This is a genomic window from Flavicella sp. IMCC45668 (genome assembly GCF_057219105.1).
Window position 1 is genome coordinate 2,828,760 of sequence record NZ_CM170114.1, and the last position, 24,703, is coordinate 2,853,462.

The window sequence follows — 24,703 nt, forward strand, 5'->3', positions numbered from 1 at the left end:
TATAAACTTCGGATTCAAAAGGGTTTATTAGGGGTAATATTAAGGTAAATAGTACATTTCCTCTAATAAGAAAATCATATGTATAGTCTTGTTTTTTTATAATAAGTTAAGTTTGAGAATCAGAAAATTTTCAACTAAAACTAGGATTATAATGAAAAATACATGGATTAATTTATTAAGCTTTTTTTTGATAATAACGCTAATTTCTTGTGATAAACAAGAAATTTGGGACGTTAGAGATTATGGTGCACTTGCAGACGGAACCACTGTGAATACCGAAGCTATTCAAAAAGCAATTGATGCCTGTGCAAATGCAGGTGGTGGAACGGTTTTAGTCTCGGGTGGGACCTATGTTTCTGGTACGATTCTCTTAAAAAATAACATCAATTTTAAAATTGAAGAAGGGACTACTCTTTTGGGGAGTATCAATCCAAATGATTATCCGGTGGTAGAGCCTTTTATAGATGCAACAGGTCAGTTTAGAGGTCAGTGTTTTATTGGTGCGATAGATGTTTCTAATACTTCTATTACTGGGAAAGGAACGATCAATGGTCAAGGAGAAATGTTTACTCCTAAAAATATAAAAAAGACGGTTCAAAAATTGGGTATTACGTTGGTAGAGCCTAACCTTGATGGATTAGTATCAAAAACGAATAAATACGTAAGTGATAAAATTAGAATGTCCAATCGTCCATTTTTGGTTAGAATGGTGAGGTCTAAAAATGTAACATTGAAAGATATTCATTTACGTCAGCCTGCAGCTTGGACTTTACACTTTTTAGAATGTTCTAATTTTCTAGTTGATGGAATTGATATTCATAGCCATGCTAACAGAAATAATGATGCTATCGATATTGATTCAAGCACAAATGGTGAGATAAAAAATTGCACCATCGATTCGGGAGATGATGCTATCTGTTTTAAATCAACCTCACCCAAACCAACAACCAATGTAGAAGTCTATGATTGTAAAATAAAAAGTTATTGGGGTGCTATAAAGTTTGGAACAGAATCGATGGGTGATTTTAGAGATATTACAGTTAGAGATTGTTTGGTGCATGATACCCGTGGGGGAGGTATCAAGGTGTTAAGTGCTGATGGTGCTCATGTAGAAAATATTTTGATTGAGAATATTAAAATGGAAAATGTAGAGATGCCAATTTTTATACGTTTATGTGAACGTAGATTGGTGTACCGAAATGCAGAGAGAAAACCTGTTGGATCCATAAATAATGTTGTTATTAGAAATATAGATGCGTATGTGTCTGAAAACAATAAGTTGAGGATGACTCCGGCAACAGGATTTTATTTTTCAGGAACTCCAAATCATAAATTAGGCAAAATAACTGTTGAAAATGTAAAGATTAGTTTGCCAGGAGGAGCTACTAAAAGTGATGCTGCTGTTGTAGTACCAGAAAATGAAATTCAATATCCAGAATTTACCAAATTAGGGGCTACACCGGCATATGGACTTTTTGCAAGACATATTGAAAACTTAACAACGAACAATGTTTCTTTTAGTTTAAGAGAGAAAGATGAAAGAAAAGAAGTAGTTAAGATTAATGTAAACTAGTTTGTTATGGTAAAGTTGTTTAAAATTTGTTTGTTAGCAATTCTAGTTTCATCAAATTTAGTTGCTCAAAAAAAGTCTGAGAATCCAAATGTGCTTTTAATTTATACCGATGATCATAGGTATTCTGGTATTCATGAATTGGCCGGCCAAGCAGTAAAAACTCCAAATATTGATGCTTTAGCTAAAGAAGGGATTATTTTTACAAATACGTATTTAATGGGTTCTTATAACGGTGGAACTTGTATGCCAAGTAGGGCACAATTATTATCCGGGAGGAAATTATTTGATTTAAAAGGAATTGGAAGGGTACTTCCTAAGGAGCATACTACAATTGGTGAAACGTTTTTAAAAGCCGGTTATAATTCTCATATGGTTGGAAAATGGCATCAAGATAATTATTCGTTGGGTAGAATGTTCAATAGCGGTAATACAGTCATGAGTAGGGGTATTTATTTAACAGATCATTATAGAATGCCCTTGTGGGATTGGAGAGCTGATGGAAAATACAAAAAAGAGGATGCTTATATTTTTGTGTACGATGAAAAAGAAAATGTAACCAAAAGAAAGGTTAAAAAAGGAGAGAAAAAAGGACCTATGAATACCGAAAAGAATGGGCCTCATACTTCTGAGATATATGCAGACCAAGCTGTAGATTTTATTAGAAATAATAATAAAGAAAAACCATTTTTTATGTACTTGGCTTTTCATGCTCCGCATGATCCTAGACAAGCGCCGAAAAAATATAAAAACATGTATCCTGAGAGGAAGATGAAGTTAATGCCTTCATATTTACCGCAACATCCTTTTGATAATGGACACATGACCACTAGAGACGAAGCTCTAGATACATGGCCACGAACTCCTGAAATTGCACGTAAACATTTATCAGATTATTATGCCATTATTACACATTTAGATGCTCAAATAGGAAGAGTAATCAAAAGTTTGAAAAAAACAGGACAATATGAAAATACAATTATTGTTTTATCTGGAGATAGTGGATTGGGTGTTGGAAATCATGGCTTATTAGGGAAACAAAATATTTATGATGAAGATGGAATTCACGTCCCGTTAATCATTTCGGGGAAAATGAAAGGAAAAGGAAAAAGATATGATGCCTTTAGTTATATACACGACATCTATCCTACAATTTGTGATATTGCTAATGTGAAAATCCCTAATTCAGTGACAGGTAAAAGTTTATTACCAGTAATAAATGGTGAAAAAAAACAGGTGAGAGATTATACCTACCATGCCTATAGACAACACCAAAGAGCTTTCAGAAAAGGTGAATATAAATTAATAGAATTTGTAAGAGCACCCGACAGTGATAAAAAGTCGAAAAAAACATTTGTATCTGGTACTAAAACAACTTTGCTTTTTAACTTCAAAAAAGATCCTTGGGAAACTACTAATTTGGCGTTTTTACCAGAATACAAAGAGATTGTAGAAAGTATGCGAAAAGAAATGCAGACTAAGGCAGTTCAATTAAACGATTATAAAGAACATAATGATTATCCTGTGGATTTTTGGGATTATTATGAATAAACCATACAAAATGAAAATCATACAAAGCCTTATTTTAGTGTTGGCAACTGTGGTTACTATAAACGCACAGCAATATTATGGTAAAAGTAAAGAAGTGGCGTTAACTTCAATTAAGCCAAAAGGCTGGTTGAAAGAGTTTTTGATCCGACAAGCAGATGGTTTAGGAGGGAACCCCACTGTTTCTGGGTATCCGTTTAATACCAATATGTGGAAGGAAGATATCCATATTCCTGTAGGACACGCCGGAAAAGATTTATGGCCTTACGAGCAAACAGGTTATTTTATCGATGGTACTTTGCGTTGTGGGTACCTTCTTGATAATAAAGAATTGATAAACTATGCAAGGCAAAATTTTGAGTTCACTTTAAGTCATATTGAAGCAACGGGAGTATTAGGGCAACCTAAAGCAGACGACTGGGCAAGAGTGGTTTATTTTAGAGGAATGATGGCAGAATATGAAGTTTCTAAGAATAGAAAAATTTTAGATAAAATGACAACTCATTTTCTTAAAAAGCCTAGATTGTTTTCTAGTGGACGTGGATTGATGAGTTTGGAGCCGATTCTTTGGCTGTATGGTAAAACGGGTAATGAACGTTTATTGGAAGTGGCAGAAAAAAGTTTGCATAATATCAGTAATACAAGTTTAGGTGGAGAATATAAAAAGAATAAAATCGATCATGCACATTCGTCAAAACTTATTGAAAGGATGTTGTCTGAAAAAATACCATCAGGTCATGGGGTTGGTTTTGTAGAGCAGGTTAAAATTCCTGCTATTTTATATTTATATACAGGAAATCAAAAATACCTGGAAGCTTCTATTCATGCATTGCACAAGTTAGAGAAAAATCATTTTTTGGTGGATGGTTGCCAGAGTTCTGTTGAGCACCTTAGTGGTTTGGCGGTAGATATGGCTCATGAAACTTGTGATATTGTGGATCTTTCTTGGAGTGCTGGATATATGCTAATGGCTACTAATGATGGTCACTGGGGGGATATTATTGAACGCGCTATTTTTAATGCTGGTCTTGGAGCTTTGGATAAACAATTTAGGGCGCATCAATATTATTCTGCTCCCAATCAGCCGGTTGCAGCAGAGGAGTCGAGTCAGTTTAATATTGATAAGAGCTGGGGAGGAATGGCTACAGGGAGAATGTGTTATCGAACGGGACATGATACGGAATGTTGCACGGGTAATATTCAAAGAATGATGCCTGCTTATGTCGGTAGAATGTGGTTAGAAAATAGTCAAGAAAATGGAATCACGGCTGCGATGTACGGTGCTTCTGAGTTTCATGGTCAGGTCAATGATAACTGGGTGAAAGTTATAGAAGAGACGAAGTATCCTTTTGATGAAGAGGTGAATTTTAGATTTGAATTGGATGCGAAAAATAAATTCGTTTTTCAGTTAAGAATTCCTGAATGGTGTGAAAATCCCTCAATATTAATAAACGGAAAACCGTTAAAAAAGTTCAAGGTTAGAAAAGGTATGGTGCGCATAAATAGAAAATTTTCTAACAAGGATCGGATTTCATTAAAACTTCCTATGAAGTTAAAGATTACTCAGTGGGGGCAAAATAAGGAAGGTTTTGCTGTTGAAAGAGGACCTTTGGTGTATTCGCTTCCTGTTGAAAAAAAAGAAATTATGTTCCCTTATATTGGAGATCCAAAATTGGTGAACTTTCCAAATAAATTAATGTATCCAGCGTCTGATTGGAGTTATGCTTTGGAGGTTGATAAGTCAAGTGGTTTTCGATTTGTCTCATCAAAAAAAGAAAAAACGGATTACCCTTGGGATGTAAAAAATACACCAGTAAGGATTAAAGTTTCAGCAAAAAAAGTTCATAATTGGAAAATTGATGGAACAAAACACGCTCCTTCATTTCCTAATGAATTAGGGCTAGATAATCAAATTGAAACCATAGAACTTGTACCTTTAGGAGCTACATATTTAAGAATGACTCTTTTTCCAAAAACTAATTAAAACACTATGATTAAAAGAGTTTTATTTGTAGGTTTTCTTGTGTTCTTTAGTCAATTTCTTTCAGCTCAAAATGAAAGACCAAATATTTTGTTTGTAGTTGCTGATGACATGTCTCATACCGGTATTTATGGATATGATTTTGTAAAGACACCATATTTTGATTCATTAGGGAAAGAGGGGTTGATTTTTAATCATATGTATACTCCTAGTAGTAAATGTGCACCTTCAAGGGCTGTAATGTTGACAGGCAGAAATCCATGGCAATTGGAAGCTGCAGCAAATCATCAACCTATTTGGCCCGATAAATTTAAAAGTGTTGTTGAGGTATTAACGGATAACGATTATTTTACTGGATATACGGGAAAAGGTTGGAGTCCTGGAATTCATCCAAAAGGAAGGGATTTAACTGGGAAAGCATTTAATACCAAAAAAATTATTAATCCACCACTAAAAAAAGTATCGGTTTATAATTATTCAGAGAATTTTAAGGATTTTATGAATGACAAGCCGGAACATAAACCTTTTTTCTTTTGGTATGGTAGCAAGGAACCGCATAGAGGTTATGAATATAAAAGTGGTGTTCGACTAGGTAAGAATACAGATAGTGTAAAGTTTATACCACCATTTTGGCCTAATAATGAAGTAGTTAAAAACGATATTTTAGATTATGCAGTTGAGGTAGAATACTTTGATAGGCATTTGGGAGAAATATTGAATCACCTTGAAGAGCTTGGTGAATTGGAGAATACATTAATTATTGCGACTTCTGATAATTCAATGCCTTTTCCAAGGTTTAAGGGGCATCCTCATGAGTTTTCTACTAGGATTCCCTTTGTAGTAAAATGGCCAGGTAAAATAGAAAACCCAGGTAGAAGCTGTGATCAATTTGCAAGTTTTATTGATTTGGCACCCACATTTTTAGAGGTAGCAGGTGTCTCAGAAGAACAGGCAAATATGCAACCGATTCAAGGAAAAAGTTTAACTGACTTTTTTGAGAATAAGGTAATAGGAAGAAATGACGTGCTTACAGGAAGAGAACGAAATGATATGGCTCGCCCAAATGGATGGGGGTATCCAGTGCGGAGCTATCACAAAGGTAATTATGTATATATGCACAATTTTGAGCCCAATCGTTGGCCATGTGGTACAGAAGAATCGGGATACAAGGATACTGATTATAGCCCTACTAAAAGAGTTGTAATGGAGTCAGATAGAACTTCGGTTTATTATGAGCTTTGTTTTGGGAAAAGACCAAAAGAAGAGTTGTACGATATTTTAAAAGATCCTTTTTGTATGGTTAATTTGGCGGATGTTGAAAAATATAAAACTCTTAAAGCGAATATGAAAAAAGCACTGTTTACTAAGCTGAAGGCCCAAGGAGATCCCAGAGTGATAGGTGATGGCTTCATATTCGACCAGGCCCGTCCTTCTAGAATGGCATTGTATCCAAAGCAAGTTGAAGATTTGAAGAATGAGCAAAATAAGAAGAAAAAAAATCAGAATAAATATGAATAGGATTAGAAATCTAAATATCAAGTTTGCTTTTTGTTTAGCTTGTTTTATTTTGATAATGTTTCAAGTAAAATCGCAGTCTAAAAAACCAAACATTTTATTTATAGCAATTGATGATTTGAGGCCACAATTGAATGTGTATGGGCACAATCAAATGATTACTCCTAATTTGGATGCTTTGGCTTCTGAAGGAAGGTTGTTTAAAAATCATTATGTTCAAGTACCCACCTGTGGGCCCTCTAGAGCCGTCATGTTAACCGGGAAAAATTTAAAGTCAAAGGATGAAATCCAACATCATCATTTAGGAAAAACTTTGGCAAGAGAAACGGAACCTAACACCCCAGAAACCTATATTCATCTTTTAAAAAAGCACGGTTATTATACTGTTGGAATGGGGAAAATAAGTCATAGCATCAGTGGGAAAAGAAAAAATAAATATGAATTGCCCTACAGTTGGAGTGCTTTTATTAGTAATAAGAATGGATATCAAATGTATGCTAATGGAGATAAAAGAGATAAAACAAAAACGCCTCCATTTGAAAAGTTAGATGTTAGTGATGAAACTTATCCTGATGGAAGAGTAGCGCTGCTAGCCATGAAAGAATTGGAGAATAGAAAAGCAGCAGATACACCATTTTTTATGGCTGTTGGTTTTTTAAGGCCACACCTACCTTTTTCTGCTCCTAAAAAATATTGGGATCTTTATGATCGTAAAGAAATTCCGTTGTCTCCAAATCCAGATGCACCTATTGGAGTATCAGATGAATTTTTGCATGAAAGTAGTGAGTTTTTTGGGCAATATTATTCTCCAGAAAGAGGAGGAGCTAGAAAACGTATTTCTGATGCCTATGCTCAGAAAGTTATTCATGCAAATTTTGCTTCTGTTTCTTATGTAGATACACAAGTAGGAAAAGTATTGGGTAAATTGAAAGAGTTGCAACTTGACAAAAGCACCATTGTTATCGTTTGGGGAGATCATGGTTGGCATTTAGGAGATCAATCAATATGGGGCAAACACAGTTCTTTTGAAAATGCTTTAAAAAGTACATTTATTGTTAAAACACCTAAAATGAAAAAGCCTGGTGTGTCAACAGCAGGTCTAGTTGCAGCTGTAGATATTTATCCCACTATTTGCGATTTGACAAATATTCCAAAACCTGATGGAGTGGATGGGAAAAGTTTTATTTCTGTTATAAAGAATCCGGAGAAAATTACGAGAAAAGCAGTGTTGAGTTATTGGAAAGACATCGTTAGCATGAGAACGGAAAGGTATCGATTGGCTGTTTTTAATGATGGAAAGAAACAAGAAATAATGTTGTTTGACCATATGAACGATCCGAATGAAACGATTAACATTGCAGATGAAAATCCGGAAATAATTAAAAAAATGTGGCCAAAATTGAAACAGTTAAATAAAGGTTATCTTCCAAATTTAAAGTAATAAGATATAGAAGATAAAATTTTAATTTGTTTGTTACTTAGAAAAGAAAAGAGTCTAATATGAAAAAAATACTAATCTTATTGGTTCTGATATTAGGTGTCAGGTGTGTACAGGCACAATCAAAAACAGAAATGTCAACAAAAGTGGAAAAGGCAAGCCTGCTTTTTTCTGATGATTTTAGTACAGATTTATCTGATTGGGTGGTTCATGAAAAATTTAATGGTGCATTTTCTGCAGAAGATGGGGTATGGGTTACCAAAGAAATTGAAGGTGCTGGGCATGGTTCTACTGCTAGGATATTTAGAGAGTATAAGGATATTGTTGTTGAATTTGACTTTCAATTTGATGGAGGTAAACGATTTAATATCGTTATGGATGATACTACTTGTAAAACAGTTTGGGTAGGACATGTTTGCAGAGTATCATTTTCTAAAACAGGCTTTATGGTTCAAGATGATAAAACTGGAATCATGAATTTAACCCTCCGAAATCAGATTAAAAATGACCCAAATAAAAAGAAAGAATTAAAAGATTTTTTAGATTCTAAAAAATCTTTTGTCAAAATGAATTTTAACCAAGGAGAATGGTATCATGTTAAAATCATTAAAAACAAGGATGTTTTGGAGTGTATCGTGAAAGATAAAATTGCCCGTCTCAAATCAGAGGGTATAAATCATCCGATATTGGATAGGTTTGGCCCAACCATTACAGGGGCAAATATTCTTTTTGATAATTTAAATATATGGGGGATTAAAAAAGAATAGTTTGTTTATATAGGCTTTAGTATACTGTGTGCTTATAACAAACTCAATAGTTATGTTAGACTAAAAGTTTTGTTCTTTTGTGCTAAGTCAAGCAAATTCTGACTTCTCCCTGTCTTTTTATGAGTTTTGTGAATTGTGAAATTTTTAATTTTGGAGTTCACAGTATATATTCATTTTGATGATGAATGCCCTTCATCAGTTGCTTGTTTTATGAATATATGTATACTGTTATTTGAGTTGATTCATATATGATAATAAAATAATCATTTGTTTTATATATGAAACCTTAAATTTTAGATGTTTACCAAACTAAATTTCTAAACCTTGCAAGGTCATTTAGATTAGTTTTTCATCCATTTTGGGTGATCTAACCACAAATTAATCCAAAACAAAATGAACAAATCTTTATTACAAACGTTAGTTTGGTGTGTCTTGTTTTTAAGTCATAATATACATGCCCAAGCTCCTATTGATTTTACAAAAATTGATCAATCTAAAATCACTTCAAATGATGCCGTTGTTTGGCGTCAATTCGGTCCAGGTGGTTCTGGAAATAATTATTATCTGTATTGGCATCCCACAGATCCCAATGTTGTTTTTCAAGGTCCAAATATGATCAACGCCTATAGGTCTTTGGATCAAGGAAAAACTTATGAGGGCTTGCTGGACTATGATGGACCAGGCTATAAAACAGATGAAAGAGGACCAGCAGAGATGACAACTCCGGATTTTTCATATCAGAATCCAGATTTCGGGTTTTGTTCTCGTGAAGGGAGAAGTTATATATTTAAAACAACAAATAAAGGAGCTACTTGGACGCGTGAAGATGTTATGTCTGCAAATTTCGAAGGCCAGCTGTTAAATACTATTGAGGTAGATCCTACAGACGACAATATTTGGTATGTAGGATCTGGTAGTATAAGAGATTGCAACCACTACTTTCATTCAAATGAAAAACCACATGGTTTTAGTTCAAGTCCACATGCTGCCAATCATATTGGGAAAATATGGAAAACAACCAACAAAGGTGCTACATGGAATGAAATAACACCCGAAGGTATGGATCCGAGTGCCCAGATTACAAGAATATTTGTACACCCTGGAAATCACAATACTGTTTTTGCGGCAACTACTTTTGGGTTTTACAAAAGTACAAATGGAGGCCAAAGTTGGACGGTAGATTTAAATTCTGGTTTGGATAATAATATCATCCGATCTATGGATATGCATTATAATGAAGTTACTGGAAAAGTAACCTTATATGCTATTGATTTGGTAAAATATATTCCAGATGGAAATACCGTTACTTATAACGGTGGAGTTTATAAAAGCTCCAATAAAGGTGGCACTTGGCAAAAGATCAATAATAATATGCCATTACCACAATCTATTTTGAAAGATTATACTGTTAAGAAATTATATTACAAACTGGCTTTAGGGAAGTGGTTTGGACTTTCAGAATCTCAAGCTGCTATTGCATATCCTGATTTACCGGATTCACTTTTACATTCGGTAAGTATGGTAAGGGTAAACCCCAAAGACCCTAATAAGATTATTGTTCTTAACAATTATAAGTCACAATATACGTTTAGCGGAGGAATGATGTGGAGATCTGATAATGGAGGAGCAGATTGGTTTGTTACATTCAGAAATGGTAAAAATTGGCAAGATAAGCACAGAGCGATTTGGGAAGGAAGAGGGAATCCGGTCTCACACAATGTTTCTTTTAGAGCACAGCATGAGTGGGAATTAAGAGATAATTACGATCGAAAGGCAGGAGCAACTGTAGAATTTAATAGTGATGGTTCCAAAATAATGTTTCAGGTAGCAAAGGTCGTTTGTATTTCAGATGATAATGGGAATACTTGGTTAGAAAATGATGAGGTTGATGCTTCTACAGATGGAAGTGAACATTGGGTGGGAGCAGGAAATAGTAATATGCCTGGTTCAGATATCGTACAAGATCCAAGATTAGAGCATCTTTATTTATGCTCAGGAGAAAATTCTATTTTTAGAACTACTGATGATGGTGAGAATGTGAGAGCAAATGCACAGGCGGTGTATAAAATTAACATTCCTAATAAAGTAGCACCTCAGGAATGTTCTGTTTCTACAATGGTAATTGATCCAAATGATGTTAATACTATGTATTCTGTACATTTTAGACAAAAATATCAAGGTCAATTGATGAAAACGACCGATGGTGGACTAAATTGGGTTGAACACGGAAAAGTACTTGATTTTCCAGAAAATAATACAAATGCAAAGATTCATCAGTCAAGTTTGATTATAGACAAAGAGGATACCAATATTTTTTACCTGTGTATCCCGTCAAAACCTGTAGATGATGTTGTAAAAGTAGATGTTGGAGATATTGTTGATCCTTTTGGAGTGTATAAGTCAGAAGATGGCGGTGTTACATTTACTCAAATTAATAATGGGTTTGAAAACGTACCAAATAACAAGTTGAATGTGCTTAAGATGAGAATGGATCCTACGGAATCTGGAACTCTTTATGCAACAGTAAGTGGAGCGAGTGGTGGTCTTTATAAGTTAAGCAAAGGAACAAATACTTGGGTAAAAGTAAACACGCCTACGGGAGTTACTGATGTGAATGATTTATTTTTCACAAATGATAAACTGTATATTACTTGTGGGTCTCCATCAAATACAAATGCTGCTGTAGGAGGGGTTTTTGTAAGCGAGAATAGAGGAGGTTCTTGGAAGCAACTATTTAAAAGTAGAAATGCAAATCATATAAGGGTTGCAAGTTATGATGAAAAAGTTCTTATGATGTCAATCCCATCTCCAAACATGATAAATCCAGGAATTTACAGGTCTTTAGATTCTGGCGAAAATTGGGTAAAACTGAATGTAGGTAATTCACAGTCTGATCGAATAGTTGATTTGGAGATTGATTTGAAGAAGAAAGGAATCTATTGGGTTACTACATATGGAGCAGGTTTTTATAAAGGCATTGATTCTGAGTTAGCAACTAGCACTTCAGAAATTTCAAACTTGAGAGGGCCTGATAGTGTTTCAGCAGGAGATGAAGCAAGAGTTTCTGTAAGTTATGATGCTAAGGAGAAAGTAGATTTACATTTTAGATTGGTTCAAAAAAATCCATGGTTGGTCCTTACGGAAGGTGTTAAAAGTGGAGTGGCTATTGGAGTCGGTTCAAAAGGTATAAATCTTGAGGTTCCAGATGATGCTAAAAATGGAAAGCATGTTTGGCAAGTAGGGATAGTTCCTTTTGGAAAGTCATGGTCTGCAAAATTGAGTCAAATAAACATAGATGTTGAGGTAGAGACTTTAAACGATTTGGTAGCTATCCAGAATATCGGAAGCGATAAGTTTATAACCTATGATCCAGCCACTTTAAAATTATCCTGTTCCGCAACTACAATTGGAACCAATGAAACATATGAGTGGATTGATTTGGGCAGTGGACAAATTGCTTTAAAAGCAAGTAATGGTAAATATGTGAGTTCAGAGAACGGAACTAAAACAATAACATGTAATAGAACTGATGTGGAAGCTTGGGAAACCTTTACTCTTATTGAAAAAAGTAGTGATGTATATGTTTTTCAAGGAAATAATAATTTGAATCTAGGAGCTGGTATGCGGTTTAATAAAACGAATTCAGGATCTTGGCAGCAATTTAAAATAATACAACAGGGTACGGTATCTGCAAAAGGTGTTGAGAAAAAGGGTAACGCTGAAGTAGAAGGTGTACATGATTTTGAGTTTAGAGTGTATCCAAACCCGGTCTCTAATGGGACACTTGGGGTAGAGGTCTCGAATTTTCAAAAAGGAGCAGAATTAAGTTTGTTTAATGATAAAGGTCAGTTAGTTCTTTATCGCGTGTTAAGCGATGAAAAATCTAAGATATCGCTCGAGTCATTGTCTAAAGGTTTTTATATAGTGCGGATTGTAAATAAGGATAAAATGGTTAATCAAAAATTAATAATAGAATAAAAAAACAACCCCTTCTTGCAAATTCAAGAAGGGGTTTAAAATTATTGGGAGATAGGTTTGCTAAAAATGTTTTTTTGATATAGGTAGAGTGCTTTGAATTTTTGTGAGTCCATAGGTGTTGACATTGAAAAAGAGTTAAAAAAATATGAATATATTTGTGCTATTATTGTGAAAAAAAATCACACAAAAAATCTAAGTTAGAAGTTTGAAAGAGAGTTTATTCAAAGTGAAGCTTGTGTTTTTTGTGTAATGATATAAAGGAGGTTTTTGGTCCTTGTTAAATTATAGATATAGTATGAAATTTTTAGATAAAAGAAGTCCCATTGAAGTATTATTAGTTTTATTTTTTCTTGTAGTAAGTTTTGTCGCAACGAGCCAAAAATCACCAAATATAATTTTGATAATGACCGATGATCAAGGATATTTCGACACTGGGTTTAACGGTAATGGAACTATAATGACGCCAAATTTGGATGCTTTGGCAGCACAAGGTATTATTTTCGATCGTTTTTATTCTGCATCTGCAGTTTGTTCGCCAACGAGGGCTAGTGTAATGACAGGTCGTAATCCATATAGAACAGAAATTCCGGATGCTAATTCTGGTCATTTGAAAAATGAAGAGTTAACTATTGCTGAATTGGTTAAAGAGAAAGGATATGTTACTGGACATTTTGGTAAATGGCATTTAGGGATTCAAACGAAAAAGGTTATGGATGCTAATAGGGGAGGAAAAGAAGAAAATTTTGCTCATTATAGTATCCCTAGTATGCACGGTTATGATACTTATTTTTGTACTGAATCAAAAGTGCCTACGTTTGATCCAATGGTATATCCAAAGGAGTTTTCTGAAGGAGAATCTTTAAAATATGGATGGACAGCTGTGGCTGAAGGTGAGAAAACTAAAAACTATAATACTGCATATTGGGAGGGAGAGGAGCAACAATCTAAAGGTGATTTTGCTGGTGATGATACCATGATAATCATGGATAAGGTGATTCCGTTTATTCAAAATGCTGTAATGGATAACAAACCTTTTTTTACTACAATTTGGACCCATACGCCACATTTACCAGTTGTAACAAGTGAATACTATAAGAGTAAGTATTCATTATTATCAAATGAAGAACAATTGTATTATGGATCCATCACTGCTTTGGATGATCAAATAGGTTGTTTGTGGGAGGAACTTGTGGAGCAAGGTGTTGCTGATAATACCTTACTTTGGTTTTGTAGTGATAATGGACCTGAAAAGAATACTCCAGGTAGATCAAAACCATTTCGTGAAGGAAAAAGGAGTTTATATGAAGGAGGGTTGAGAACTCCTTCTTTTGTGGTTTGGTGTAATGGAGTGAATGGAGGAAGGCGTGTTAGTTTTCCTGGGGTTACAAGTGACTATCTACCAACGATAACCGCTTTACTTGATATTGAATACCCGAAAACTCGACCTTTGGATGGTGTGAATCTTATGCCGTTTATAGAAAATGATACTTTGAAAAGAGAAAAACCAATAGGTTTTAAATATAAAGATCAAATTTCATGGGTCAACCATCGATATAAGTTAATCTCGAAGAACAAAGGAGCTACCTATCAACTGTATGATTTGATTAAAGATAAAGAAGAACGTTATAATATTTTGGCAATAGAGTCTGGTATTGCTGTAGAAATGATGACGGAATTAGAAGATTGGTTGTCTTCTGTGGAAGATAGTGCAGGAGGGAAAGACTATATAGAGTGATTTTTTACTGTCTTTAGTGTTGATAAGATTAAAAAAAATAGATGGAATCCACCTTTTGTAATAAAGGGTGGATTTTTTTGTAAAGTTTCATGTTTGCGTTTTTCGGTGTTTAATAGCAGATACTATTAAGTAAATCGGTTATAGTTTCAAGTACTGTTTCTATTTATGTAAAAAAGATTTTGTTTTAAACTGCATGTTTTAAGTGATGTAGGTTTTGGGAATAAAATAATTTTAAAAAAAGCGATTTTTTTCATTGTTGTAAGGATAAAAAGATCTAGTTTTGCATCCGCTAAGGAAAACAGCTATTGTTGTTTTGGGATGCGAAGAGTTCTTTAAAATGCTGGTGAAATTTAAGATTAAGAGTTTTAAAAAATAAATTAAATTTTATTTTTTTATAACGAAAAAAGGTTTTAGATTTGCAGCCGCTAACACGCCAAGCGTTGTTAGAGAAAAAGAAACAAACCAGATCTGTGATCTGACGTTCATTGAAAATATTGAAATTGACAGCGTAAAATTAAAGATTAAATTACGTGTTTTTAGTAACACGAATTCTGATTAGAGTAAGCTAGTATCGTATAAAAATAAGTCACTTTGGTGACTAAAAAAAATAACGATGAAGAGTTTGATCCTGGCTCAGGATGAACGCTAGCGGCAGGCTTAACACATGCAAGTCGAGGGGTAACAGGGAGAAGCTTGCTTTTCTGCTGACGACCGGCGCACGGGTGCGTAACGCGTATAGAATCTACCTTGTACAGAGGGATAGCCCAGAGAAATTTGGATTAATACCTCATAGTATAACTGAATGGCATCATTTAGTTATTAAACATTTATGGGTACAAGATGACTATGCGTCCTATTAGTTAGTTGGTAAGGTAACGGCTTACCAAGACATCGATAGGTAGGGGTCCTGAGAGGGAGATCCCCCACACTGGTACTGAGACACGGACCAGACTCCTACGGGAGGCAGCAGTGAGGAATATTGGACAATGGAGGCAACTCTGATCCAGCCATGCCGCGTGAAGGAAGACTGCCCTATGGGTTGTAAACTTCTTTTATATAGGAAGAAACACTCTTACGTGTAAGAGCTTGACGGTACTATATGAATAAGGACCGGCTAACTCCGTGCCAGCAGCCGCGGTAATACGGAGGGTCCGAGCGTTATCCGGAATCATTGGGTTTAAAGGGTCCGTAGGTGGACTAATAAGTCAGAGGTGAAATCCCATAGCTCAACTATGGAACTGCCTTTGATACTGTTAGTCTTGAGTTACTTGGAAGTAGATAGAATGTGTAGTGTAGCGGTGAAATGCATAGATATTACACAGAATACCGATTGCGAAGGCAGTCTACTACGAGTATACTGACACTGATGGACGAAAGCGTGGGGAGCGAACGGGATTAGATACCCCGGTAGTCCACGCCGTAAACGATGGACACTAGTTGTTGGGATTTATCTCAGTGACTAAGCGAAAGTGATAAGTGTCCCACCTGGGGAGTACGGTCGCAAGATTGAAACTCAAAGGAATTGACGGGGGCCCGCACAAGCGGTGGAGCATGTGGTTTAATTCGATGATACGCGAGGAACCTTACCAGGGCTTAAATGTAGGATGCATTAGCTAGAGATAGCTATTTCTTCGGACTTCTTACAAGGTGCTGCATGGTTGTCGTCAGCTCGTGCCGTGAGGTGTCAGGTTAAGTCCTATAACGAGCGCAACCCCTATTTTTAGTTGCTAACAGGTTAAGCTGAGGACTCTAAAGAGACTGCCGGTGCAAACCGTGAGGAAGGTGGGGATGACGTCAAATCATCACGGCCCTTACGTCCTGGGCTACACACGTGCTACAATGGTATGGACAGAGAGCAGCCACCTGGCGACAGGGAGCGAATCTACAAACCATATCACAGTTCGGATCGGAGTCTGCAACTCGACTCCGTGAAGCTGGAATCGCTAGTAATCGCATATCAGCCATGATGCGGTGAATACGTTCCCGGGCCTTGTACACACCGCCCGTCAAGCCATGGAAGCTGGGAGTGCCTGAAGTCGGTCACCGCAAGGAGCCGCCTAGGGTAAAACTGGTAACTAGGGCTAAGTCGTAACAAGGTAGCCGTACCGGAAGGTGCGGCTGGAACACCTCCTTTCTAGAGAAAGAGATGTTAGGTTATGAAAATTAAGAATTGTTTAATTCTTTAATTGCTGTTCAATTTTATATTATATACAAGACTAAAAGAAACAGAGTCTCGTAGCTCAGCTGGTTAGAGCGCTACACTGATAATGTAGAGGTCGGCAGTTCGAGTCTGCCCGAGACTACTTTTTTTAAAAAGAGTTAGGTATATAACATATAGGAAATTTTAGAAGTTGAGTATTCGTTAGAAGTCTAACGACTAACTACCCAATACTAGCTACTAGTAATTTTGGGGGATTAGCTCAGCTGGCTAGAGCGCCTGCCTTGCACGCAGGAGGTCATCGGTTCGACTCCGATATTCTCCACAAAAGTCAATTGACAATTACCAGTTGACAATTAGCAATTTTATAATTGTTATTTGTTATTTGAGAATTGTTTATTGCAAAGAGTTCATTGACATATTGAAATACTGATATCGTATGATATTAGAAGTTATATTTTAGAAAAACTAAAATTAATAACGAGCTATAATACAAATAGAGGCATGCATAGCATGCAAACCGTAGAAGGTATTTAGTTTAGGACAGGTAGTAATACTTTGTTTCTGATACTATTTACATTATACAAATAATAGAATAAAAGAGCAAAAAGTACAAAAAGCTAAGTAAGGGCGTATGGCGGATGCCTAGGCTCTCAGAGGCGATGAAGGACGCGATAAGCTGCGATAAGCTTCGGGGATTTGCACATAAGAATTGATCCGAAGATTTCCGAATGGGACAACCCAGCATGTTGAAGACATGTTACTCCGCAAGGAGGGCGAACCCGGTGAACTGAAACATCTAAGTAACCGGAGGAAGAGAAAACAATAGTGATTCCGTTAGTAGTGGCGAGCGAACGCGGATTAGCCCAAACCAAGCTTGTTTCGGCAAGTTTGGGGTTGTAGGACCACGATATTTGATGTTAATTGAATCAGAACAAACTGGAAAGTTTGGCCATAGAGGGTGATAGCCCCGTACGGGTAAAATTAATTATTGATAGTGGTATCCTGAGTAGTGCGGGACACGAGTAATCCTGTATGAATCCACCGGGACCATCCGGTAAGGCTAAATACTCCTGAGAGACCGATAGTGAACTAGTACCGTGAGGGAAAGGTGAAAAGAACCCTAAGTAAGGGAGTGAAAGAGATCCTGAAACCGTACGCCTACAAGCGGTCGAAGCACATTTACTGTGTGACGGCGTGCCTTTTGCATAATGAGCCTACGAGTTACTGTTTCTAGCAAGGTTAAGTGATTCAGTCACGCAGCCGTAGCGAAAGCGAGTCTGAATAGGGCGTATAGTTAGTAGTAGTAGACGCGAAACCTGGTGATCTACCCATGGGCAGGTTGAAGCTGTAGTAACATACAGTGGAGGACCGAACCCGTTGACGTTGAAAAGTCTTGGGATGACCTGTGGGTAGGGGTGAAAGGCCAATCAAACCAGGAAATAGCTCGTACTCCCCGAAATGCATTTAGGTGCAGCGTTGTGGTTTAGTTTATTAGAGGTAGAGCTACTGATTGGATGCGGGGGCTTCACCGCCTACCAATTCCTGACAAACTCCGAATGCTAATAAATATACACAGCAGTGAGGGCATGGGTGCTAAGGTCCATGTCCGAGAGGGAAAGAACCCAGACCATCAGCTAAGGTCCCCAAATATATACTAAGTTGAACTAACGAGGTTCGATTGCATAGACAGCTAGGATGTTGGCTTGGAAGCAGCCATTCATTTAAAGAGTGCGTAACAGCTCACTAGTCGAGCGATCGAGCATGGATAATAATCGGGCATAAGTATATTACCGAAGCTATGGATTTATGATTTATCATAAGTGGTAGGGGAGCATTCTAGTTGCGTTGAAGGTGTTCTGTAAGGAATGCTGGAGCGTCTAGAAAAGAAAATGTAGGCATAAGTAACGATAAGGCGGGTGAGAAACCCGCCCACCGAAAGACCAAGGTTTCCTCAGCGATGCTAATCAGCTGAGGGTTAGTCGGGACCTAAGGCGAACCCGAAAGGGGTAGTCGATGGACAACTGGTTAATATTCCAGTACCTGCTCACGTTAAAAGTGACGGATTCGTATAGTTGTTGCGTACTGACAGAATAGTACGTTGAAGGGAGTGGTAACACCCCGATAGTACACTGAGACTTCGGTCAAGGTGATAATACAGCGAAGCGAGTTCCAAGAAAAGCGAGTGAAGCAGCCCGTACCCTAAACCGACACAGGTGGTTGGGAAGAGAATTCTAAGGTGCTCGAGTGATTCATGGCTAAGGAACTAGGCAAAATCGCCCCGTAACTTCGGGAGAAGGGGCGCCCATCTATGATGGGCCGCAGTGAATAGGTCCAGGCGACTGTTTATCAAAAACACAGGGCTCTGCTAAAACGAAAGTTGATGTATAGGGCCTGACACCTGCCCGGTGCTGGAAGGTTAAGTGGAGGAGTTAGCTTCGGCGACGCTCTCAAATGAAGCCCCAGTAAACGGCGGCCGTAACTATAACGGTCCTAAGGTAGCGAAATTCCTTGTCGGGTAAGTTCCGACCTGCACGAATGGTGCAACGATCTGGACACTGTCTCAGCCATGAGCTCGGTGAAATTGTAGTATCGGTGAAGATGCCGATTACCCGCTACGGGACGAAAAGACCCCGTGAACCTTTACTATAGCTTAGTATTGACTTTGGATAAGTAATGTGTAGGATAGGTGGGAGACATCGATCATGCGTCGCCAGGCGTATGTTAGTCGTCCTTGAAATACCACCCTTTGCTTGTCTAGAGCCTAACCCTGCGAAGGGGACAGTGCTTGGTGGGTAGTTTGACTGGGGTGGTCGCCTCCAAAAGAGTAACGGAGGCTTCTAAAGGTACCCTCAGCACGCTTGGTAACCGTGCGTAGAGTGCAATGGCATAAGGGTGCTTGACTGCGAGACTAACAAGTCGATCAGGTTGGAAACAAGAGCATAGTGATCCGGTGGTTCCGCATGGAAGGGCCATCGCTCAAAGGATAAAAGGTACTCCGGGGATAACAGGCTGATCTCCCCCAAGAGCTCACATCGACGGGGGGGTTTGGCACCTCGATGTCGGCTCGTCACATCCTGGGGCTGGAGAAGGTCCCAAGGGTTGGGCTGTTCGCCCATTAAAGTGGCACGCGAGCTGGGTTCAGAACGTCGTGAGACAGTTCGGTCTCTATCTGTAGCGGGCGTTAGAAATTTGCGTGGATCTGACTCTAGTACGAGAGGACCGAGTTGGACTAACCTCTGGTGTATCTGTTGTTCTGCTAAGGGCATTGCAGAGTAGCTACGTTGGGAAGGGATAAGCGCTGAAAGCATATAAGCGCGAAACCCACCACAAGATGAGATTTCTTTAAAGGGTCGTGGAAGATTACCACGTTGATAGGCTATAGGTGTAAAGGCAGTAATGTCATAGCCAAGTAGTACTAATAACCCATAGGCTTTTGTACAAAGAACTTCCGCTAGGCAACTAGCGGGAGGGAAACTCTTTATACATTCTATTACTCAATTATTATAGCACTTCTAATTTGAATATTATATTTATGGCATCTCTGATGCATTTCAATATGTTAATTATTAAATACTGGTTTAAGAAATTAGACTAACAAAGACCTTAAGGTGGTTATTGCGATAGGGCTCACCTCTTCCCATTCCGAACAGAGAAGTTAAACCTATCAGCGCAGATGGTACTGCCTAACCGGTGGGAGAGTATGTCACCGCCTTTTTTTGAAACCTCAATCAGTAAAATGATTGAGGTTTTTTTTGTGATAAACTTAAATAATGCCGGTTTCTGATATTCTTTGTAAAGGCTACTGGATTCTTTTGTCCTTATTTCTATCTTTTGTTTTACTATTTAAATCATTTGTTCAATTTGATTTCTTATGGAATTCTTTAATTTGTAGTATCCAAAACACTACAAATGCGTAATGCTATAATTTTTCTTTTTTTATTTATTGTGAATTGTGTCACAGCAGGTGGTAGTTTAAAAAAGTTAAGTAGTGTAGAAGGACTGTCCCAAAATGATGTAAATGTTATATACCAGGATAGTCGTGGTTTTGTATGGATAGGAACCAATGATGGTTTGAACCGTTATGATGGTTATAATTTTAAAATATATCGCAAAATACTTAGGGGAAATAACGGGTTATGTAGTAACATTATAAACTCAATTGTAGAAGATTCTTCTGGTAATTTATGGTTTGGCTCTACTTCTAATGGAGTCAGTAAATATGATGTTAAATCTGAAAAATTTACAAGTATTATAAGTGATTCAGATTTATTAGATTCTAATACCGCTGATGGTTCCTTAAAACTTTTTATTGATAGAAATCAACAGCTTTGGGTAGTCAAAGGGAATCTTATTCGAATAATTGACATTGATACTGGTTTGATTCAAAGTGTTTCATCGATTGGAAATGTAGCTTGTACTTATCTTTCCATAAATCAATTGGAAGATGGAACTATAGTAATTGGAAGCTCTATCGGTTTATTTTTAATCAATGAATTTAGTTTTGAATTATCCAAATATATTGAATTTCAGTTTCCTATAATTGATATTACTTTATGGAAAGAACATCTATTTGCTGCCAACAAACATGGTGTGTTTCGCTATGATCCTGATAAAGAAAAAATGGTTCGACTTGGGGGTATTTCTGGTTGCAAAGAGCTGTTGATTAAGAATAATAAGCTATTTGTAAGTTCTGTGTCTAAAGGATTAAAAAGTTACATTCTTTCGGAACGATTAGGAGGTGTTAATTATAAGTCCGATAATAAATTAAATTCCATATGGAATGAGTTTGATTTTTCTATTGTATCGTCAGTATTAGTGGATCAAACTGGTTTGATTTGGATTGGAACTAGTGGAGATGGGGTGTATCTATATAATCCAAAAGGTTCTTTCTTTAATCATTTTACTTCGGAAGAAAAAGAAGGAAGTCTATCGCATAAAACGATACGCTCGGTACTAGAAGATTCTGAAGAGAATCTATGGATCGGTACTGAAAATGGTGGTTTGAATTATTTGTCAGCTGAAAAAGGGTCCAATTATGAAAGTGGCTTTGTGCAGAAAGCAAAAGTGGATGACTTTGTTACGGTACTTCATTTAGATAAAGTCAATGCTCGTGTTTGGGTTGGTACGCCGTCTGGGGTGAAAATATTTGATGTTTCCACATCCAAGGAAGATAAAAGATTAAAAAAGGCGTTACCGCAGATCAATTCCATTTTTTCAATTTTAGTAGATGTTGATGGTATCATTTGGATTGGTACCTATGGTAAAGGTTTATTTAGAGTGAAGTCTAGTGGAGATGGGCAATTTATTACCTCACAGTTTAGTTCTAGGGATGAGGAGGGTAATTTCCCTTCTAATATTGTTAGAAGTTTGATAGAAGACCATAAAGGAAATATTTGGGTGGGTACCGCTGATGGTTTGTGTAGAATTCCCATGGATTTAAAAGTTACAGATACTCCCCGGTTTGATGTTTTTAAAAATATTAAAAACGATATCTCAAGTTTAAGTTTTAATTATGTATTACCCTTGTTTGAATCAACTTCAAAGGAATTATGGATTGGAACTTTAGGGGGAGGATTAAATAAATTATGTTATACAAAGGAAGGTGAAATTTATTTTGAAACATATAGTACTGCCGAAGGTTTGCCAAATGATGCAGTCAAAGGAATTTTGGAAGACGAGTTAGGGAATCTTTGGCTTTCAACCAACAAAGGTTTGAGTTGTTTTAATCCTATCAAAAAAACAATTCGGAATTTTGATATGAGTGACGGTCTTCAGGACTTTGAGTTTAGGGATTTATCTTGTTATAAAAGAGGCTCTGGTGAAATGGTATTTGGAGGTGTAAATGGGATAAATACTTTTTTCCCAAATAAAGTGACCATCGATACGACCTCGAATCCAGTGGTATTTACAGATTTAGAAATTTTAAATAAGCCAATTACGGTTGGGGATAAATTTAATGGTAGGATTATCATAGACAAGTCTATTGATTTTGTTCAAAATTTGAAACTTGGCTATGCTGAGAACAGTTTTACAATTTACTTTTCTGGATTGCATTTTGCATCCCCAGAAAAGAATCAATTCAAATATAAATTGGAATGCTTTGATAAAGATTGGGTATCTACTACTTCATTGTCTCGTTTTGCCAAATACACCAATATAAGCCCTGGAAATTATACTTTAATGGTACAGGCTACCAATAACGATGGTTATTGGAGTACTACGCCCAAAATGATTAAAATTACAATAGCTACACCTTGGTGGTTTTCTACTATGGCAATAGGAATGTATTGTATCATGTTTGTCATTGGTTTTTGGTTTGTAAGGAGATTTACCATTATCGGTATTCAAAGAAAAGCACAATTAGAAATGGAAAGTTTTGAAAAAGATAAAATTCAGAAATTGGCCAAGCTTAAATTGAAATTTTTCACCAATATTTCTCATGAATTTAGAACCCCTTTGACTTTAATCATTGCTCCTATCACAAAATTGATTAAAGAAACTTCCGAGTCGACAGACCCAACTAAAGTGGAAAGTTATCAGGTGATTTATAGAAATGCGAATCGTTTGTTGCGATTGATAAATCAGTTGTTAGATATTAGAAAGTTTGAACAGGGAAAAATGAGATTACAAGTTGCACCGGTCGATATTATTGCCTGTATTCAAGAAGTTGCTAAGTCTTTTTTGTTTTTAGCTAATGAAAAGGAAATTGATTTTAGTATAGATTGCCAATTAAAAGAATTGATAATTTGGTGTGATCAGGACAAATTTGAGAAAATTTTAATGAACATTTTATCCAACGCATTTAAATATACTCCAACAAAGGGAGTCATTTCCATTATGATTAGAGAGAAAATCGCTACAGTTGAGATTTCTATTAAAGATAACGGTATTGGAATAGCCTTGGATCAACAAAAAAACGTATTCAATAGATTTTATCAAACAGAAACAATAGCTGAGTTAGAAGCCGAGGGTTCTGGGATTGGACTGTCTTTTACCAAAGGGTTGGTAGAAATGCATCACGGAGAGATTTTATTAAAAAGCAAAGAAAACATTGGATCTACTTTTATAGTTTGTTTGAAAAAGGGGAATCAGCATTTTCAGAATAATGAGTTAGTGGAACTTCAAGAAAGACAATTGAAAACTAAAACAGCTACTAGAATACATAATGGAGCATTGCCATCTCGTTTGGATGTTGCAAAAGAAACAAAAGAGTTTTCAGTTTTAGTTGTAGAAGATAATGCTGAGCTAAGAAAGTTTATAGTTGAAAATTTATCGATCCATTATAATGTTGCAGCTTCTGAAAATGGAAAAGAGGCTTTACTAAAATTAAAACAAGTCAGCCCTGATATAATTGTTAGTGACGTTATGATGCCCGTTATGGATGGTTTTGAACTTTGTGAGACGGTGAAACAAGATGTAAATTTTAGTCATATTCCTTTGGTCTTATTGACAGCAAAAATTGCTAGTGAAGATAAAATTACAGGATATAATCTTGGTGCAAATAGCTATGTAGAAAAACCTTTTGAACTTGATGTTTTGGTTGCCCAAATAGATAACTTGTTGGATCATAAGAGACAACTACGAGAAAAATTTCAAAAAGATATTGAAATCAATATTTCTGAATTTGTTACTACAAAGGTGGATGATATGTTTTTATCAAAATTATTGCAGAAAGTGGAAAATGGATTACAAGATAAAAACTTTACAGTTCAGGTGTTAGCTGGAGAATGCGGTATGTCTCAATCAAATTTAAATAAAAAACTCAAAGCACTTACAGGAAAAACCACCAACGCTTTTGTTAGATCTATTCGTTTGAAAAAGGCGGCTAGTTTGTTACAAACTGGAAGGTATTCAGTTTCAGATGTTACCTATGAAGTCGGTTTTTCGGATCTGAAATATTTTAGAAATAGTTTTAAAGATGAATTTTCGGTGTCACCATCTGAATATAAAAAAATGAAAATTTCTGAGGAATGATAACATTGGGTTTTGTTTAAATACCTAAAAATCAAT

9 protein-coding genes, 2 tRNA genes and 3 rRNA genes are annotated in these 24,703 nt (G+C 36.4%); all 14 read left to right on the forward strand.

All coding sequences use genetic code 11. The annotated features are described in order from the left end of the window. Positions 1-151: 151 nt before the first annotated feature. The 14 genes from AC2DZ0_RS11550 to AC2DZ0_RS11615 all read left to right on the forward strand — a co-directional run bounded on the left by AC2DZ0_RS11550 (position 152) and on the right by AC2DZ0_RS11615 (position 24,667). Positions 152-1,573: a glycoside hydrolase family 28 protein gene (locus AC2DZ0_RS11550; RefSeq protein ID WP_484641905.1), complete on the forward strand. Its 1,422-nt coding sequence runs from the start codon at positions 152-154 to the stop codon at positions 1,571-1,573. A 6-nt stretch (positions 1,574-1,579) separates the two neighbouring features. Continuing rightward, the gene (locus AC2DZ0_RS11555; protein ID WP_484641907.1) at positions 1,580-3,121 is read left to right on the forward strand and encodes a sulfatase family protein; all 1,542 of its coding nucleotides are present in this window, start codon (positions 1,580-1,582) and stop codon (positions 3,119-3,121) included. Between the two features lie 10 nt (positions 3,122-3,131). Beyond that, entirely contained in the window at positions 3,132-5,102 is a 1,971-nt protein-coding gene (locus AC2DZ0_RS11560; protein WP_484641908.1) for a beta-L-arabinofuranosidase domain-containing protein, read from the forward strand. Between the two features lie 6 nt (positions 5,103-5,108). Beyond that, positions 5,109-6,617, forward strand: a complete 1,509-nt coding sequence (locus AC2DZ0_RS11565) for a sulfatase family protein (RefSeq protein WP_484641909.1) — start codon at positions 5,109-5,111, stop codon at positions 6,615-6,617. A 55-nt stretch (positions 6,618-6,672) separates the two neighbouring features. After that, on the forward strand, positions 6,673-8,055 hold the full coding sequence (locus tag AC2DZ0_RS11570; protein WP_484641911.1) for a sulfatase: 1,383 nt from the start codon (positions 6,673-6,675) through the stop codon (positions 8,053-8,055). Positions 8,056-8,114: 59 nt separating this feature from the next. Next, entirely contained in the window at positions 8,115-8,819 is a 705-nt protein-coding gene (locus tag AC2DZ0_RS11575; protein ID WP_484641913.1) for a hypothetical protein, read from the forward strand. A gap of 393 nt (positions 8,820-9,212) precedes the next feature. Next, on the forward strand, positions 9,213-12,797 hold the full coding sequence (locus AC2DZ0_RS11580; RefSeq protein WP_484641915.1) for a T9SS type A sorting domain-containing protein: 3,585 nt from the start codon (positions 9,213-9,215) through the stop codon (positions 12,795-12,797). Between the two features lie 295 nt (positions 12,798-13,092). Continuing rightward, a complete protein-coding gene (locus tag AC2DZ0_RS11585; protein ID WP_484641917.1) occupies positions 13,093-14,532 on the forward strand; it encodes a sulfatase family protein in 1,440 nt (479 codons plus the stop codon). A gap of 610 nt (positions 14,533-15,142) precedes the next feature. Next, positions 15,143-16,666, forward strand: a 16S ribosomal RNA gene (locus tag AC2DZ0_RS11590). 95 nt (positions 16,667-16,761) lie between these two features. Beyond that, positions 16,762-16,835: transfer RNA gene (locus tag AC2DZ0_RS11595), tRNA-Ile, on the forward strand. 106 nt (positions 16,836-16,941) lie between these two features. Further along, positions 16,942-17,015 (forward strand) — tRNA-Ala (locus tag AC2DZ0_RS11600). Positions 17,016-17,302: 287 nt separating this feature from the next. Then, positions 17,303-20,132, forward strand: a 23S ribosomal RNA gene (locus AC2DZ0_RS11605). A gap of 165 nt (positions 20,133-20,297) precedes the next feature. Continuing rightward, a 5S ribosomal RNA gene (gene rrf, locus AC2DZ0_RS11610) occupies positions 20,298-20,408 on the forward strand. Together the 16S, 23S and 5S rRNA genes with 2 tRNA genes alongside form the textbook arrangement of a ribosomal RNA operon. A gap of 194 nt (positions 20,409-20,602) precedes the next feature. Then, the gene (locus AC2DZ0_RS11615; protein ID WP_484641918.1) at positions 20,603-24,667 is read left to right on the forward strand and encodes a hybrid sensor histidine kinase/response regulator transcription factor; all 4,065 of its coding nucleotides are present in this window, start codon (positions 20,603-20,605) and stop codon (positions 24,665-24,667) included. The last annotated feature ends 36 nt before the right edge of the window (positions 24,668-24,703 follow it).

Excerpts from the sequence above, each read along its gene's own strand:
- AC2DZ0_RS11550 (WP_484641905.1), top strand. The coding sequence starts at position 152 with ATGAAAAATACATGGATTAATTTATTAAGCTTTTTTTTGATAATAACG.
- AC2DZ0_RS11555 (WP_484641907.1), top strand. The coding sequence starts at position 1,580 with ATGGTAAAGTTGTTTAAAATTTGTTTGTTAGCAATTCTAGTTTCATCA.
- AC2DZ0_RS11560 (WP_484641908.1), top strand. The coding sequence starts at position 3,132 with ATGAAAATCATACAAAGCCTTATTTTAGTGTTGGCAACTGTGGTTACT.
- AC2DZ0_RS11565 (WP_484641909.1), top strand. The coding sequence starts at position 5,109 with ATGATTAAAAGAGTTTTATTTGTAGGTTTTCTTGTGTTCTTTAGTCAA.
- AC2DZ0_RS11570 (WP_484641911.1), top strand. The coding sequence starts at position 6,673 with ATGTTTCAAGTAAAATCGCAGTCTAAAAAACCAAACATTTTATTTATA.
- AC2DZ0_RS11575 (WP_484641913.1), top strand. The coding sequence starts at position 8,115 with ATGAAAAAAATACTAATCTTATTGGTTCTGATATTAGGTGTCAGGTGT.
- AC2DZ0_RS11580 (WP_484641915.1), top strand. The coding sequence starts at position 9,213 with ATGAACAAATCTTTATTACAAACGTTAGTTTGGTGTGTCTTGTTTTTA.
- AC2DZ0_RS11585 (WP_484641917.1), top strand. The coding sequence starts at position 13,093 with ATGAAATTTTTAGATAAAAGAAGTCCCATTGAAGTATTATTAGTTTTA.
- AC2DZ0_RS11615 (WP_484641918.1), top strand. The coding sequence starts at position 20,603 with ATGCGTAATGCTATAATTTTTCTTTTTTTATTTATTGTGAATTGTGTC.